Consider the following 14481-nt stretch of genomic DNA (forward strand, 5'->3'; position numbering starts at 1 on the left):
GAAGTCGTGTGTCAGATCCTGGCCATCGGCACGCCGGGGTCGGCCAGGCGCGCGGCATCGACCGCCTTGCGCTGCTCGATCAGGCGGCGCGCGAATCGCAGGTCGCGCGCGGCGTTGACGCCGATCGCCGCGCGGACGATGTCGCCATCGAGGTAGAAGAGCAGGAAGCTGCCCGCATCCGGCCGGCCTCGCATCACGACGCGATCTGTCGCCGAAGGCATGCCGTAGATCTGCAGGTTCATGTCGTACTGGTCGGACCAGAACCATGGCAGCGGCTGGTGGTCCACCGCCTGCCCGAGTGCCGAGCGTGCGGCGGCCATGCCCTGCTCCTGTGCGTTCTGCCAGGACTCCAGGCGCAGGCGGCGGCCGGCCCATCGGTTGGGCGTCACCGCGACATCGCCAGCGGCGAGGATGTCCGGGTCGGAACTCACGCAGCGCGCGTCGACGAGAACTCCGCCGTCGCATTCCAGACCCGCCGCGCGGGCCAGCTCATCGTTCGGGATCAGGCCGACGCCGGCGAAGACCGCATCGGCGCGCAGGGTCCCTGCGTCATCGAGTTCGACCGTCGAGCGGCCCTCGTGATCGCTACCGAAAGCCTTGACCTTCGCGTCGAGCACGATGCGCGTGCCGTGTGCACGGTGCAGCTCCAGCAGGTGCTCGGACACCTGTGCCGGAACGCTCCGCTCGCAAAGCCGGGATTGCGCTTCGAGAACGACGACGTCGAGGCCCTTCTTGCGCGCTGTCGCGGCCACCTCGAGGCCGATCCACCCGCCGCCGATCACGACGAGGCTGCGCGCGCTGCCGAGCGCGGAACCCAGTCGCTGCGCATCGTCGATGGTCCGCAGCGTGTGAATGCGCGCCGTATCGGCGCCGGGCGCCGCAAGCGGTCGGGCGCGTCCGCCGGAACACAGGATCAGCTTGTCATAGGCGATCGGCTCGCCGTCGGCCAATTCGACCCGCCTGCCTGCCCGGTCGATGCGCGTGACGCGCGTGCCGGGGCGCCAGTCGAGATCGAGCGCCACGAACGCCGCTTCCTTGAAGAGCCAGGTACTCTCGGGAGCCGCTTCGCCCGCAAGCACCGCCTTCGACAGCGGCGGCCTCTCGTGCGGAAGATGCGTCTCGTCGCCAAGCAGCACGATGCGCCCGCCGAAGCCTTCGCTGCGCAAGGTCTGCGCCGCCCAGCCGCCGGCCTGTCCCGCACCGACGATCACGATCGTCGCGTCCGGGCGAACGCCGGCCGCGACACCCATTGCCATGGTGTCCATGTAGACCTCGGGAGTGGAGAAGGACTATTCGATCGCGAGCCAGATCCGGCCGCCTTCGACCTTCACTGGATAGCTGCGGATCGCTTCGGTGACCGGCGCGCAACTCGGCTGGCCGGTGCGCACATCGAACTTGCCCTGGTGCAGCGGGCATTCGATCTCGTGGCCTTCGAGGAAGCCATCGCACAGGCGTGCATGGCCGTGCGAGCAGATGTTGTCGGTGGCGAACACTTCGCCTTCGACGCTGTAGAGCGCGATATCGCGTCCGGCCACCGCCAGACCGATCACGTCTTCCTGCGGCACGTCGTCGTGCGCGGCCGCGTCAACCCAGTTGATCGTCATGGAGTGCCTCTCGTCAGATGGGATAGATGATCGAGTTCGGGATCATTTCGCTGTCGTAGACCACGATGCGCGATGCGAACTTGAGTCCGCCGGGCGTGCGCACGATCTCGTCGATCGTTCGTCCCACATTGAAGACGGTGCTCTCCTTGGACAGCCGCGTGCGAAACACCGCGTAGTTGGCCTCGCAATGGATGCGGCCCTCGGAATCGGTCCTGCGCACGATCGGCGTGCCGACCACATGGCGCTGGTAGTACGGGTCGTGGAAGAGCGTCTCGCGGATGCCGTAGACGCGGTCCTTCAGCATGCCCTTGCTGTCGAAGGCCAGGGTCGCGAGCGGGAAGCCCCGCTCGTGGTTCTCGCGCGGCTGCAGCTTGTAGATGCAGTCGTCGGTGAAGAACTCGGGCCATGCGTCCCAGTCCGCCCGGTCGAGCGCCGAGGCGTATTCGGCGTAGAGCTGCGTGAGTTCGAAGTAGTCCTGGAATTCCATCATCAGGCCTCCATCGCCTTGCGCCAGTACTCGTACATGCCGCGGATCAGGGTCTCGGTCACCATGTGGTCGGTGTCGCCCACTTCGCGCCCGCCGAGTTCGGCGACGGTGCGGTGGAAGGGCTTGGTCTCGAAGCCTTCCTGCGACCATTCGATCACCTCGCCGTCGTCTGCCGACACGAAGCCGGCCGGCCCGAAGAGGTTCGCCTGGCGCAGTCGCCGCTGGGTCATCTCCTCGGTGTCGTCCTCGAAGCCGAAGTGCGTCCAGACGAAATCGAAGGCGCCGTGGCCGTCAGGCTGGATGTGCCGCGTCGAGACGCTGTTGACCTGCTGCTGGAAGATCACGCTCGGGAAGATGGTGGTCATCACCGCGGTCGGACCGCCCCACCAGGGCTCCTGCACGATGTCCAGGAAGCGCGCGTCGTGCAGCTGCATGCTGTCCTTGAAGCTCGACACTTGCGTCACCTGGTCCGCCTTGCCGGCCGCGCCGCGCGTCGACACCATCGCCGCGTGACGATGACGCTCGTCCATCAGGAGCTGCGACTTGTTGTCCGCGCGCCAGAGACCGAAAGTGACGAACCAGGTGTGGAGCAGACCGGGGTGGTACGGGTCCTTGATGTTCTCCTGCATCAGCTTCCAGTTGCCCGGGATGCGCTGGCGGTTGTAGCCGAGGATCTTGAGCTTGCGGCCGTTGAAGAGACGGTCGAAGTAGCCGAGGATCACCGGCCCGAGGAAGTCCTCGAGCGACTCGACCTCGTGGTCGAACGACGCGAACACCACGCCGCCCCGCGTGGCCACCTTGAGCTTGGTGAGCCCGTGGTCCGCGGGCTTGAAGTCCGCCGGCATGCCGCCATGCACCTTGCCGTCCTGCTTCACGCCGCGCCGGAAGGGCACGCCCTGCAGATCGCCCGAGAGCGTGTAGTTCCACTGGTGGTAGGGGCAGGTGAAGCTCTCGCGGTTGCCGTGCCGCTCGCGGCAGAAGGCCATGCCGCGATGCGCGCAGACGTTCTCGACCACATGGATCGATCCGTCCTTGTCGCGCACCATGATGACCGAGCGTTCGCCGACCACGGTGCGCTTGAAGTCGCCCGCGTTCGGGACTTCGGCTTCGAGGCCGACATAGCACCAGTGGTTTCGGTAGAAGAAGCGATCGAGTTCCTTCTTGTAGATCGCTTCGTCGGTGTAGGCCTGGAAGGGAATCCGGCTGGTTCCATCGCTTTCCCACTGGATGCGGGGCGGGAACACCGTGACGGGGCATTCACTCATGGGGTCTCCTTTGCTACGTGCAGCCACTGAAGGGCGCCTTGGCTTTTGATGTTCGGCCGCACTACCTCGCGGCTTGGGACGGATCATTGATTTCGCGCAATATTCCGTCAATGCGGCATGCGTGATTCAGCACATCACCCGTCGTGATAGTGCGCGGGAGATGCGTACCCGGCTTACCATCCGGCCCTCGCCATCTGGAGGCCGCCATGCCCGATGAAAACGCGAAGTTCGACAAGGGTGCCCTGTCCCTGATCGAGTCCCTGAAGGGACGGCGCAAGCCTGCCAAGCGCGCGCCCCGGAAGGACGCGTCGGCGAAGGCTGAAAAGCCGCCGGCCAAGCCGGTGGTCCAGAAGCGGGCGACGGGTCGCTTCTAGCGACCCCCTCTTCAGGGTTCGAGAACCAGCTTTCCGAGCGTCGATCCGGCATCCAGCAATTCGTGGACGCGACGCGCCTCGGCCAGCGGATACACCTGCACCGGAGGCGCCTTGACGGCCCCGCTGCGCATCAGGGCGATGGCGCTCTCCATGAGGCCCCGGCGCTGCGAGCGGTCCTGATCGAAGGTGTGGATCGAGAAGGTCCGCACCGCGAGGCTCTTGCTGAGCAGCGAACGCAGCTCCATGAACACGTCACGCGACGGCGGCCCGCCGGCGATGTTGTAGGAGATCGCGGTGCCCAGCGGCGCGAGCGAGCGGATGCAGGCCATCAGCAGTTCGCCGCCCACGTGGTCGAAGGCCAGATCCACACCGCGACCGCCGGTGGCTTCGAGGACACGCGCCGGAAGGCCCGTCGGGTCTCCGTCCACCAGCGTGGTCACACCATGGGCCAGCGCGTGCGCCTGCTTGGCCGGCGTGGAAGCGGTGCCGATCACGGTCATGCCGTGATGGCGCGCGAGCTGCACCAGCGCGGTCGCGACGCCGCCCGCGGCCCCGAGGACCAGGATCGAGCGCACCGGCAGGCCCCCGTTGGTGCCGAGCAGCATGGCCTGCGCCAGTTGCAGGTTGCCGAGGCCGCAGGCGTCGGTGTCGCTGATCTCGTCCGGCAGCGCGAAAGGGGCATCGGCTGGCACCGCGATGTACTGCGCATAGCAGCCGCCGCGCTCGGGCAGCTCGCGCGAGCTCACGAACACGCGCTCGCCCACGCGCGCGGAATCGACGCCGTTGCCGACCGCCACGATGGTGCCGGCCATCTCGTTGCCCGGAATCGCCGGCAATGGCGGCATCCACTTGTAGGTGCCGTTGCGGATCAGCACGTCGGGCCCGCCGGCGCCGATCGCGGCGGCGCGGACCAGCACCTGGCCGGGCCCGCACTGCGGCACCGGCAACTCGACCTGCTCGAGCGCGTCGGGACCGCCCGGCACGCGCACCTGAATGGCTTGCATCGTCTGCATCCTGTGTGCTCCCTGGTCGCGTCTAGCGCTGGCCGTCGTGCACGGACACCTTGTCCTTGCTCAGGCCGCCGAGGCGCGCGTGCACGCGGCCGCCGGTGCCCATGAGCAGCGCGAACAGGATCTCGTCGGGGCGCGGCGCATCCTGGATGCCGATTTCCATCGAGTTGTAATGGCTGCGGACGTAGGCCGCGTGGATGTAGTGCAGCGGCACCATCAGGCGATAGCCGGCCGATGCGACGGCCTTGGACGACGGCACGATGGCCTTGGGCTCGCCGAGCACCTCGCGCATCGCCCAGCCGCCGGCCTCGTGCCAGACCGCGCCATGCTCGAGTTCGCCGTTCACGCCGACGATCGCGGCCTTGCTGTAGACCTCGACCTTGTCGCGCCCCAGCAGATCGACGAGTTCGGTCGCGAGCAAGGTGCCGAGCGTGCGCAGCTCGGCCATGAAAGGCATCAGGTCGGGCTCGTAGCGGCCTGCATAGGGGTTGCGGATGACGGCGCAGGCTGCGGCCAGTTTCAGCGGCGTCGCGACCGGCGGACCGCCTTCGTGGTAGGTGGTCTCGACGTTCAGGCTGCGTTTGCGGATCTCGATCAGGGACATCTGGGGAACCTCACTGTTTGGGAATGTGTGCTTCATTGACGATGGTCGTCCATTTCTGGAGTTCCGTGCTCACCATCGCGGTCATTTCCTCGGGCGTGCTGCCGCGTGCCTCGCCACCCATGTCTTCGAGCCGCGCGCGCACGCCGGGCACCTGCAGCGACTTGAGCGCCGCCGCACGCAACTGCTCGACGATCGGCCGGGGCGTGCCCGCGGGCGCCATCAAGCCGGCCCACGAGGTGACCTCGTAACCTGCCACACCCTGCTCCGCCACCGTGGGCAGCTCGGGCATCGCGCTCCAGCGCTGCGCGCCCGTGGTCGCGAGCGCGCGCAGCTTGCCCGCCTTGATGTTGGTCATCACGGCCGTCGGCGGCGCGATGATCATCGGCACCTCGCCGCCCAGCAACGCAGTGACCGAGGCCGCGTCACCGCGGTACGGCACATGCAGGATCTCGGCCTTGGCGCTGCGCACGAGCAACTCGCCCGCAAGATGGTGCGTCGAGCCGACGCCGGCGGAGCCGTAGGAAACGCCCTTGGCATCGGCACGAGCCGCCGCAAGCAGTTGCGTGAGGCTCTGGTAGGGCGAATCGGCGCGCACCACGATCAGGAACGGGAAGTAGGTGACCGTGGAGATCATCTGGAAGTCGCCGACGGTCTGATAGCCGAGCTTGTTGTAGAGCGCTCCGGCAACCGCATGGCCGCCGGTCGCCAGCAGCAGCGTGTAGCCGTCGGGCTTGGCGCGTGCGACCGTGGCCGCGGCAATCGTGCCGCCGGCGCCGGTCTGGGCCTCGATCAAGAAAGGCTGGCCCAGGGTCCTGGTCATCTCGGCGCCGACGACGCGCGCGATGGTGTCGGCATTGCCGCCGGCCGCGAAGCCCTGATAGATCCGGATCGGCCGGTCCGGGTAAGCCTGTGACCAGGCAGGAACTGTCGAAACTGTGCAGGCAAGGCCGAGGCCTGCAGCGAGAAATGCTCTGCGCCGCATGGTTTGTCTCCGTTCTTTTTTCTATCGATGGACCGCGCCGCGCCGCCTGCGCGTGCCGCGTGCCCCGGCACCGCGCCGGGGGCTTCGGCAGGCAGGCTCAGGCCTGCTGCACGATCGGATTGCGCAGCACGCCGATGCCTTCGATCTCGACTTCGCACACGTCGCCGGGCTTCATGAAGCGCGGCGGCTTCTTGCTCCAGCCCACGCCGGCCGGGGTGCCGGTCGCGATCACGTCGCCGGGCACCAGCGTGAAGATCGTCGAGGCATAGCTGATCAGCTTCGGGATGCTGAAGATCATGTGGCCGGTGTGGCTGCTCTGCACCACTTCGCCGTTGAGCCGGGTCTCGAGCTTGAGCTCGCGCCCCGGTGCGATTTCATCGGCGGTGACCATCCAAGGGCCGAAGCCGCCGGTCGATTCGAAGTTCTTGCCGGAGGCGATCTGCTTGGCGTGGAACTGCCACTCGCGCACGCTGCCGTCGTTGTAGCAGGCGTAGCCGGCCACATGATCAAAGGCGTCGGCCTCCGCGATGTCGCGGCCGCCGCGGCCGATGATCACCGCAAGCTCGCCTTCCCAGTCGAGCGACTCCGACACGCGCGGACGCACGATCGGCTGGTCGTGCGCGCATTGCGAGCGCCACACGCGCAGGAAGATCGGCGGCTGCTCCGAGAGCTCGCGCTGCATGCCGGCCGCGAGCACTTCCTGGTGGTGGTCCATGTAGTTGCGCACCGCGCAGACGATCTTCTCGGGCCGCGGGATCACGGGCAGGTACGTGATGTCGGCGAGCTTCGCGGCCGGCACGAGTCCTTCCACATGCTGCGCGGCCTGCTTGTGGCCGTCCGCTGCGATGTAGTCGGCAAGGGTGGCGTATTGCGGGAACGCACGGCCGAGATCGACGACGCTGTCGCCGACGACGGCGCCCCAGGTTTCGCGACCTTGATGGACGAAGGAAAGAAGCTTCATGGGTGAGGGACTCCGGTGGGTGAATGCGAAAGGTGATTGAGGGAATGACGGATCAGTGGGGCGCAGGCGACTTTCGGGCGAACTGCGCCTGCCATTGCGCGAGCGGCATGAAGCTCGGGTCGCGGCGACAGATGTCTTCGGTCTCGCGCATCAGCGTCTCGTCGTCCTTGGAGAGATCGAGCGGGTCGCCGTGCGGCTGCGAGACGTAGAACGGCGTGTCCACGTAGATCTCGACCGTGTTGCCTTCGGGGTCGAGCATGTAGACAGACAGTGCGTTGCCGTGGTTGAGCCCGCGGATCTCGGTGGCGCCGCGCGCCGCTGCGCGTGCCGAAATGTCGCGCAGGTGCTGGATGCCCGGCACCGCGAACGAGATCTGCATCACAGTGCTGAACGTGGCCTCCTTCGGGCGGCCCGACGCGATCACGAGCTGGTGGTGCTGGTCGGGGCTCGCACTCGTGAACACCAGCGTGTTCTTGAAGGTGCGCCCTTCCCCGCGGTCGGTGATCGTGAGATCGAAGGTCTCGGTATAGAACGCCACCATGCGTTCGAGATCGGTCACGTAGATCCCGAAATGCGACGGCGTGGGTCGGTTGACCTTGAGCATGAAGTCTCCAGTTGTTGGTGTAGCGAAATACGGCTCTGCGGCCGCTTGCGCGTCAGGGGTGCCGACTACCGCTCGGCGCCTTCGGCATGCCGCAGCGCGGCGAGCACGTTGCGCTGCGTGCTCAGGATGTGCTCCTCGAGCAGCGCGCAGGCGGTGTCCGCGTCGCGCCGCAGCGCCGCGTCCATGAGCTTGCGGTGCTCGTTCGACTTGCGCCGCGCGGTCCGGCGAAAGCGGGCCGAATAGCGCCGATAGCGCTCGGCCTGGTCGAACAGGCTGGCGCCCCAGGCGCGCTGTCGCTCCGAGGGACAGGCCCCGACCAGCGCGAGGTGGAAGGCCCGATGCAGTTCGCTCCATTCCTCGTCGAGCACCACGGGGCCGTCACTCAGACGCGACTCGACCTTCTCGAGCCGGTGAAACGCGGCGATCACAGTCGCCTCCCAGGCGTCGTCGCCATGCGCGATCGACTCGCGCAGCGCCGGGACATCGAGCATCACGCGCATGTGGGTGATGTCGGCCAGGTCCTCGGCGGAGATCGGTGCGACCCGAAAACCGCGCCGCTCGTCGGCGCGCACCAGGCCCTCTTGCGAGAGCCGGCTCAGCGCCTCGCGCAGCGGGCTGCTCGAATAGCCGTAGAGGCTCTGCAGCTCGTCGAGCTTGAGCTTGGAGCCTGCGGCGAAGGCGCCCGCGAGCACATCCGCGCGCAGCCGCGCGAAGGCCTGCTCGACCAGTGGCGGCGGGTTCGAAGTGGGATCTGCATTTTGCATGGATCTTATTTTATGCATAAAACTAGATTTCACGCACAACTTTCGCGAACGAGCTGGTGGCGGCCAATAGAGATTGGAAAAGACCAATTGGGTTCGAGCCAGGAGTTGTCTGCGTCGCCCTGCCCCAGCTTGATTGATGCAGATCAACAGCCGCCGAGCTTCACCTGCCTAGCATCGAAGCGAAGTGACGGTGCACCTGCACCGCGTAGGAGCACACGATGCGACTCACGATTCATGCGGGATCCCTGACACCGCTCGAATTGCAGGTTGGCACGTCCCACCATCCATACCTTGGTCCGCTGCCTGAAATCGGGCAAACGATCGTGGTTCCGCAGGACGCGAACGTGGACGACGCCTTCAAGGGCAACGCCAAGGTCAAGGAGATCATTTGGCGATACAGCGCCGAAGGCGCTCTTTGGCCCGAGATCATCTGCAAACGCTGATCGGGGGCATCTCCCTCGCCGGCACCTGACTTTTTTGCAAGGGGCAAGGGTGACGCCGCCGTCCTCACCTGCGTAACGTGTTGATCTCATGATGCACCGCCCATTCCTTGGCCTTCGCGATAGCGATCCAGCAGCCCCGCGTTTGTCGCAGTCGACCCGGCTTGATCAGAAGAACGGTCCCGTCCTCGAAGCCAAGAACGTCAGCGCGCCGCCAGGTAGGCGAACAGGCCTCGCAAGGTATGCAGACGGGGCGTGTCCGCCTCGGAAATTGCGCGACCAGAGCGCTCGCTCAGGCCGATCACAAAGTTCATGAAGTCCATGGAGTCGAGGTCCAGCGCCGCACGCAGGTCCTCGTCCTCGCGCACGGTGGCGAGGTCCGCTTCGGGCGCGATGCCGGCCAGCACTTCGGCGGCCAGTGCGCGGGCTTGCATGGCGTTCATGTGGTACTCCTTGCCAGTGCCGCTGGATCCTGCAGCCCCGCATCCAGCAGCTCGAGAAAGCGAGCGCCGAGGTGGCCGTCGCTCGCGCGGTGGTCCGCGGCCACGCTGGCCTGCACGACGGGCCGCACGACCAGTTGACCATCCGCCACCCAGGGCCGCGTGACGATCCGTCCGAAACCGATCAGCGCCAACTGCGGTGGATAGATCACGCCCAGCACGCTGTCGGCCCCGCGCTCGCCCAGGCTGGTGACGGTCACGGTCGGATCGCTCAGCTCCGAGCTGCGCAAGCGGCCGTTGCGCGCGCGCTGCACGAGGTCGCGCAACGCCACCATCAGCGCGGGCAGGCTGGCCCGATCCGCATCGTGCAGCGCTGGGGCGACCAGGCCGCCGCCGCGCAGGGAGATCGCCCAACCCGGGTGCACGGACGGTGCAAGCTGCGCCGCGCCGTCGCGCCAGAAGCCGTTCAACTGCGGCACCTGGCGCAATGCGAGCGCCGTGGCCTTGAGAAACAGCACCGCCGCCAGCAGGCGCTCGGCGGGTGCACGCTGTTCGTTGTACGCCGTGAGCCATTGCTGCGCGGCGCCGAAGTCGATCGCCTGCGTCAGGTAGTAGTGCGGGATCTCTCGCTTGGAGCGCCCCATCGCCGTGGCGATGGCCGCGCTCATCTGCGCAGGGTCGAACCCGGCCGGCGCGGGCTGCGCAGCGGGCGGGGGCCGCAACTGCGTGGCGCGTTCCACGTCGGCGAGCGCGATCACGCCATCGGGCCCGCTGCCGGCCAGCGCCGCCAGATCAACCCCGAGCTCCTGTGCGCGCCGCCGCGCGGCCGGGCTCGCGCGCACGCGTGTGGCTGGCGGTACGGGTTCCTTAGCGACCGCGCCCGGTGCTTCCTCTTGCCCGCGCACGTGTGCAAGCACGCCGCCCACGGGCAGCTCCGTGCCGAGCGGCACGAGATCCTCCAGCACGCCATCGAGGAATATCTCGACGTCGATCGCGCCCTTCTGCGTCTCCACCACCGCGACGACGTCCCCCGGCTTCACATGCGTACCGGCCGGCACGCACCATTGGACGAGCCGCCCCATCTCCATGTCGGCGCCCAGGGCGGGCATGCGGAATTCCTGCATGCTCAGCCCCTCGCCAGCACACCGCGCACGGCGTCCATCACCTGCTGCACCTGCGGCAGCGCCGCTTCCTCCAGGTGCGCGGCGTAGGGCACCGGCACCTCCCGGCTGCAGACGCGGCGGATTGGCGCGTCGAGTTCATAGAAGCAGCCCTCCAGGAGGCGCGCGGCCAGTTCCGCGGACACCGAGCCGCTGCGCCACGCCTCGTCCACGATCACGCAGCGGTGCGTGCGCGCGACCGAGCCGGCCACGGTCTCGTCGTCGAGCGGCCGCAGCATGCGCAAGTCGATCACCTCGGCCTCCACGCCTTCCTGCGCGAGGCGCTGGGCCGCCGCCAGCGACTTCTGCAGCCCGGCGCCATAGGATGCGATGGTGACGTCGCGTCCCGGGCGCCGCACGCGGGCGCGCGACAGGTCGACATGATCGATCCCGCGGTCCACCTCTTCCTCCATCGCGTACAGGCCGATGTGCTCGAACAGCAGCACCGGGTTGGGGTCGGCGAGCGCCGCGGCCAGCATGAAGCGCGCATCCTCCACGGTGCCGGGCGCCGCCACCTTGAGGCCAGGGATGTGGGCGTACCAGCCCTCGAAGCTGTGCGAGTGCTGTGCCGCCAGCTGGCGTCCGGCGCCGGTCGCCATCCGGATCACCAGCGGGACCGCGAACTGCCCGCCCGACATGTGCGGGATCGTGGCCGCGTTGTTGACGATCTGGTCGAGGGCCAGCAGGCTGAAGTTGCAGGTCATGATCTCCACGATGGGCCGCAGCCCTGCGAGCGCCGCGCCGATGCCCATGCCCACGAACCCGTTCTCGGCCAGGGGCGTGTCGACGATGCGCTGCGGCCCGAACTCCTCCAGCAGGCCCTTGGTGACGGCATAGCAGCCGCCGTACTTGCCCACGTCCTCGCCCATGAGGAACACGCGCTGGTCGGCCTGCAACGCTGCGCGCAGGGCCTGGCGGCACGCCTCCCGGTAGGCCATGCGGTTCGGCGCGCTCATGCGACGCTCCCAGTGCGCTCCTGCGGCACGCTGTCCATCGTGACGAAGCGCTCCAGGTCCGCCACCGGCTCGAGCGTGCCCGCCTCGGCAAATGCGACCGCGGCAGCCAGTTCCTGGTCCACGCCCTGCTCGATCTCCGCCAGCTGCGCCTCCGACGCGTGGTGGTTTTCCAGCATCCAGCAGCGCAGGCGCTCGATGGGGTCGCGCTGCTTCCAGTTGTCCACCTCCTCGCGCGAGCGATAGGACTGCGCATCGAACATGGAGTGGGCGCGGAAGCGATACGTGCGGCATTCCATGAAGAAGGGGCCCTCCCCGGAGCGGGCATGCTCCACGCCCCGGGCTGCCGCCGCCTGGACCGCGACAGGGTCCATGCCATCGACGCTGGCGGACTGCATGCGGTAGGCCTCTGCCTTGCGAAAGACGGCGGTCTGGGCCTCCGCGTCGGCCAGCGGCATTCCCATCGCATACAGGTTGTTCTCGCACACGAACAGCAGCGGCAGCCGCCAGAGCGAGGCCAGGTTCATGGTTTCGTGGAACGCACCTTCGGTCACGGCGCCTTCGCCGAAGAAGCACGCCGTGACCGCATCCCGGCCCAGGCGAAGGTCCGCCAGCGCGATGCCCGCCGCGACCGGCAGCCCGCCGCCGACAATGGCATTGCCGCCGAAGAAGCGCAGCGCCGCGTCGAAGATGTGCATGGAGCCCCCGCGCCCCAGGCAGCAGCCCTCGCGCTTGCCAAGCATCTCCGCCATGAGGCGGTCCATCGGAACGCCGCGCGCAAGCGCCTGCCCATGTTCGCGGTAGGTGGCGACCACCGCGTCCCGGCGCTGCAGCGCCGACATCACGCCGACGGCAACCGCTTCCTCGCCGTCGTAGAGATGCAGGAAGCCGCGGATCTCCTGCGCCTGATAGAGCTCCACGCACTTCGCCTCGAACCGGCGGATGCGCAGCATCTCTCGGTACAGGCGGTGAAGATCCACATTGCCCAGGTGCAACTTTGGGGTCATGCCGTGTCTCCTTCGAGGGTGGAAAGGTCGCCTTCGGGCAACCCCAGCTCGCGTGCCTTGAGCAGGCGGCGCATGATCTTGCCGCTGCGCGTGCGCGGCAGGCCGGGGTGGAAGTCGATCTCCTTGGGCGCGACCGCCGCGCCCAAGCGCTTGCGTGCATGGCCCAGCAGCTCCCGGCGCAGCGCCTCGCCCGCTTCCCAGCCGGGCTTGAGCGCCACGAAGGCCTTCACCATTTCGCCCGCCACCGGGTCCGGCTTGCCGATCACCCCGGCTTCCGCCACGGCCGGATGCTCCAGCAGGGCGCTTTCGACCTCGAACGGACCGATCAGGTGGCCCGCGGACTTGATGACGTCATCGCCGCGGCCGACGAACCAGTAGTAGCCCTCTTCATCCCGCTTCGCGAGGTCGCCGGTGAGGTACCACCCGTCGGCGAAGCACTTGCGGTAGCGCTCCTCCTCGTGCAGGTAGCCGCGCATCATCGACGGCCACGGCGCCTTCAGGGCGAGCTCGCCGTGCGTCATCGGCGTCTCCACCACCTCCACGCGGCCCGCGGCGGTGCGGCGGACGATCGCGGCTTCGATCCCTGGCAACGGCCGGCCCATGGAACCAGGCTTGACATCGAGCGCCGCGAAGTTCGCGATCATGATGCCGCCGGTCTCGGTCTGCCACCAGTTGTCGTGGAAGGGCTGGCCGAAGGCTTCCAGCCCCCAGACGACCGCCTCCGGGTTCAGCGGCTCGCCGACACTGGCCGCGAAGCGCAGCGCGGACAGGTCATGGCCGCGCACGGCGTCGGCGCCGAGCTTCATCATCATGCGGATCGCGGTGGGCGCCGTGTACCAGACGGTGACACGCTCGCGCTCGAGCACCGAGTACCAGGCCTGCGCGTCGAACTCCGCCTCGACCACGACACTGGTGACGCCGTTGACCAACGGCGCGAGGATGCCGTAGCTGGTGCCCGTCACCCAGCCCGGGTCGGCGGTGCACCAGAAGACATCGTCGTCGTGCAGGTCCAGCGCATAGCGGCCGGTGACCGCATGGGCGACGATGGCCTCGTGCACATGCACGGCCCCCTTGGGCCGTCCGGTGGTCCCGCTGGTGAAGTGCAGCAGCGCCATGCTCTCCGGGTCGGTGCGCGGTATCGTGAAGACCGGCGATGCGCCTTCCACCAGTTCACTCCAGCGCTGCAGTCCCGCGCCCTCGCAGGGTGCGTCGCCCACCAGGATCACGTGGCGCAACCCCGGAAGGCGCTCGCGCAGGCCGAGCAGTTTGCGACGATACAACTCTGGCGTGGTCACCACGACGCGGGCGTCCGCGGCGCCGGCGCGCGTGGCGATCGGCTCCGGCCCGAAGGCGGAGAAGAGCGGCGTGACGACGCAGCCCGCCTTGAGCGCCCCGAGCACGGCCACATGCAGTTCCGGCACACGTCCGAGCAGTACGAAGACCCGTTCACCTGCTTCGACGCCCAGCGATTGCAGCGCGTTGGCGAAGCGTGCGGTCTCGGCCGCCAGCTGCTCGAAATCCAGCTCGCGCCGGCTGCCCTCCTTGCCGATCCAGCGGATGGCCGTCTTGCGGCCTCGCCCGTGAAGGAGGTGGCGGTCCACTGCCTCATGCGCCATGTTGAGGCCGCCGCCCTGCGGCAGTCCGTCCAGCAAACGGTGTGCGTCTTCCCAGCGGAACGAAGCGCAACCGGCCTCGTAGTCGAGGAGGTTCGGCGCGGGCCGCAGAGATTGCACGTCCTTGCGGATCCGCTCGTGCAGCGTGGCAGTTGGATGGTCCATCGATTGCCTCCTGGCGCAATGATGGGCGGCAGCCGCGAAGAGAGCTTG

Annotated in this window: 17 protein-coding genes; 2 read left to right on the plus strand and 15 right to left on the minus strand. The window is 67.9% G+C overall.

All coding sequences use genetic code 11. The features are described from left to right. Nucleotides 1–11 precede the first annotated feature (11 nt). The 4 genes from BLW05_RS25850 to BLW05_RS25865 are packed head-to-tail and all read right to left on the minus strand — an operon-like array spanning nucleotide 12 to nucleotide 3356. Nucleotides 12–1265, minus strand: a complete 1254-nt coding sequence (locus tag BLW05_RS25850; RefSeq protein ID WP_093166434.1) for an NAD(P)/FAD-dependent oxidoreductase — start codon at nucleotides 1263–1265, stop codon at nucleotides 12–14. 24 nt (nucleotides 1266–1289) lie between these two features. Then, nucleotides 1290–1604: a non-heme iron oxygenase ferredoxin subunit gene (locus BLW05_RS25855; RefSeq protein ID WP_093166435.1), complete on the minus strand. Its 315-nt coding sequence runs from the start codon at nucleotides 1602–1604 to the stop codon at nucleotides 1290–1292. A 13-nt stretch (nucleotides 1605–1617) separates the two neighbouring features. Then, on the minus strand, nucleotides 1618–2091 hold the full coding sequence (locus tag BLW05_RS25860; RefSeq protein ID WP_093166436.1) for an aromatic-ring-hydroxylating dioxygenase subunit beta: 474 nt from the start codon (nucleotides 2089–2091) through the stop codon (nucleotides 1618–1620). A 2-nt stretch (nucleotides 2092–2093) separates the two neighbouring features. After that, nucleotides 2094–3356: an aromatic ring-hydroxylating dioxygenase subunit alpha gene (locus BLW05_RS25865; RefSeq protein ID WP_093166437.1), complete on the minus strand. Its 1263-nt coding sequence runs from the start codon at nucleotides 3354–3356 to the stop codon at nucleotides 2094–2096. 206 nt (nucleotides 3357–3562) lie between these two features. On the opposite strand from BLW05_RS25865, the gene BLW05_RS36080 reads away from it, so the two are divergent. Then, the gene (locus tag BLW05_RS36080; protein ID WP_177142820.1) at nucleotides 3563–3730 is read left to right on the plus strand and encodes a hypothetical protein; all 168 of its coding nucleotides are present in this window, start codon (nucleotides 3563–3565) and stop codon (nucleotides 3728–3730) included. An 11-nt stretch (nucleotides 3731–3741) separates the two neighbouring features. On the opposite strand, the gene BLW05_RS25870 is transcribed toward BLW05_RS36080, so the two are convergent. From BLW05_RS25870 to BLW05_RS25895, 6 genes are all read right to left on the minus strand, one after another. Then, the gene (locus BLW05_RS25870; protein ID WP_093166473.1) at nucleotides 3742–4734 is read right to left on the minus strand and encodes a zinc-dependent alcohol dehydrogenase family protein; all 993 of its coding nucleotides are present in this window, start codon (nucleotides 4732–4734) and stop codon (nucleotides 3742–3744) included. Nucleotides 4735–4765: 31 nt separating this feature from the next. Beyond that, nucleotides 4766–5344, minus strand: a complete 579-nt coding sequence (locus BLW05_RS25875) for an amino acid synthesis family protein (RefSeq protein WP_093166438.1) — start codon at nucleotides 5342–5344, stop codon at nucleotides 4766–4768. Between the two features lie 10 nt (nucleotides 5345–5354). Next, on the minus strand, nucleotides 5355–6326 hold the full coding sequence (locus BLW05_RS25880; RefSeq protein ID WP_093166439.1) for a Bug family tripartite tricarboxylate transporter substrate binding protein: 972 nt from the start codon (nucleotides 6324–6326) through the stop codon (nucleotides 5355–5357). 97 nt (nucleotides 6327–6423) lie between these two features. Next, nucleotides 6424–7287, minus strand: a complete 864-nt coding sequence (locus BLW05_RS25885; RefSeq protein WP_093166440.1) for a fumarylacetoacetate hydrolase family protein — start codon at nucleotides 7285–7287, stop codon at nucleotides 6424–6426. Nucleotides 7288–7339: 52 nt separating this feature from the next. Then, a complete protein-coding gene (locus tag BLW05_RS25890) occupies nucleotides 7340–7891 on the minus strand; it encodes a VOC family protein (RefSeq protein WP_093166441.1) in 552 nt (183 codons plus the stop codon). A gap of 65 nt (nucleotides 7892–7956) precedes the next feature. Then, entirely contained in the window at nucleotides 7957–8673 is a 717-nt protein-coding gene (locus BLW05_RS25895; RefSeq protein ID WP_093166442.1) for a GntR family transcriptional regulator, read from the minus strand. Nucleotides 8674–8873: 200 nt separating this feature from the next. Between BLW05_RS25895 and BLW05_RS25900 the strand changes: the two genes are divergently transcribed. Continuing rightward, nucleotides 8874–9098 carry a hypothetical protein gene (locus BLW05_RS25900; protein ID WP_093166443.1) on the plus strand — a complete coding sequence of 75 codons (225 nt, stop codon included), beginning with the start codon at nucleotides 8874–8876 and terminating at the stop codon, nucleotides 9096–9098. 200 nt (nucleotides 9099–9298) lie between these two features. Here BLW05_RS25900 and BLW05_RS25905 read toward each other — a convergent pair whose 3' ends face one another. The 5 genes from BLW05_RS25905 to acsA are packed head-to-tail and all read right to left on the minus strand — an operon-like array spanning nucleotide 9299 to nucleotide 14433. Beyond that, complete coding sequence (locus BLW05_RS25905) at nucleotides 9299–9538, minus strand: acyl carrier protein (protein ID WP_093166444.1); 240 nt, start codon at nucleotides 9536–9538, stop codon at nucleotides 9299–9301. Next, a complete protein-coding gene (locus tag BLW05_RS25910) occupies nucleotides 9535–10644 on the minus strand; it encodes a dihydrolipoamide acetyltransferase family protein (protein ID WP_256330495.1) in 1110 nt (369 codons plus the stop codon). The genes BLW05_RS25905 and BLW05_RS25910 overlap by 4 nt, the downstream gene beginning before the upstream one ends. 17 nt (nucleotides 10645–10661) lie before the next feature. Further along, on the minus strand, nucleotides 10662–11651 hold the full coding sequence (locus BLW05_RS25915; RefSeq protein WP_093166446.1) for an alpha-ketoacid dehydrogenase subunit beta: 990 nt from the start codon (nucleotides 11649–11651) through the stop codon (nucleotides 10662–10664). After that, nucleotides 11648–12655: a pyruvate dehydrogenase (acetyl-transferring) E1 component subunit alpha gene (gene pdhA, locus BLW05_RS25920; protein WP_093166447.1), complete on the minus strand. Its 1008-nt coding sequence runs from the start codon at nucleotides 12653–12655 to the stop codon at nucleotides 11648–11650. Before pdhA ends, BLW05_RS25915 begins: the two co-directional genes overlap by 4 nt. Beyond that, nucleotides 12652–14433 (minus strand): acetate--CoA ligase, encoded by a 1782-nt coding sequence (gene acsA, locus BLW05_RS25925; protein WP_093166448.1) that lies wholly within the window; start codon nucleotides 14431–14433, stop codon nucleotides 12652–12654. The genes pdhA and acsA overlap by 4 nt, the downstream gene beginning before the upstream one ends. Between the last annotated feature and the right edge of the window lie 48 nt (nucleotides 14434–14481).

Origin of the sequence: Variovorax sp. YR216 (assembly GCF_900107745.1) — a bacterium.
Lineage (GTDB): Bacteria > Pseudomonadota > Gammaproteobacteria > Burkholderiales > Burkholderiaceae_C > Variovorax.